Raw genomic sequence first — 345 nt, 5'->3', positions numbered from 1 at the left:
CTGAGCGTGGGCGAGACCAGCCAGGTCACCATCACCTTCAGCGAAGCGGTGACCGGCTTTACCAATGCCGACCTCACCGTCGCCAACGGTACGCTGAGTGCGGTCAGCAGCAGCGACGGTGGCACCACCTGGACCGCTACCTTCACCCCGACGGCCAACCTGACGTCCACCAGCAACGTCATCACGCTGGCCAACAGCGGCGTGACCGACGCGGCCGGTAACGCCGGCAGCGGCACGAGCAACTCCAACAACTACGCCATCGATACCGTACGGCCAACGTTGAACAGCGTCACCGTCAGCGACAGCGCGCTGCAAGTGGGCGACACCGCCACCGTCACCTTCACC

The 345-nt window shown here is 65.2% G+C and carries 1 protein-coding gene; it reads left to right on the top strand.

The features are described from left to right. Positions 1-345, top strand: a 345-nt coding sequence (locus FLQ03_RS14380; RefSeq protein ID WP_144374146.1) for an Ig-like domain-containing protein, incomplete at both ends; no start/stop codon positions are given.

Origin of the sequence: Vogesella urethralis (genome assembly GCF_007644045.2) — a bacterium.
In the GTDB taxonomy this organism is placed as follows: domain Bacteria; phylum Pseudomonadota; class Gammaproteobacteria; order Burkholderiales; family Chromobacteriaceae; genus Vogesella; species Vogesella urethralis.
This window is presented reverse-complemented; position numbering and strand designations above follow the sequence as displayed.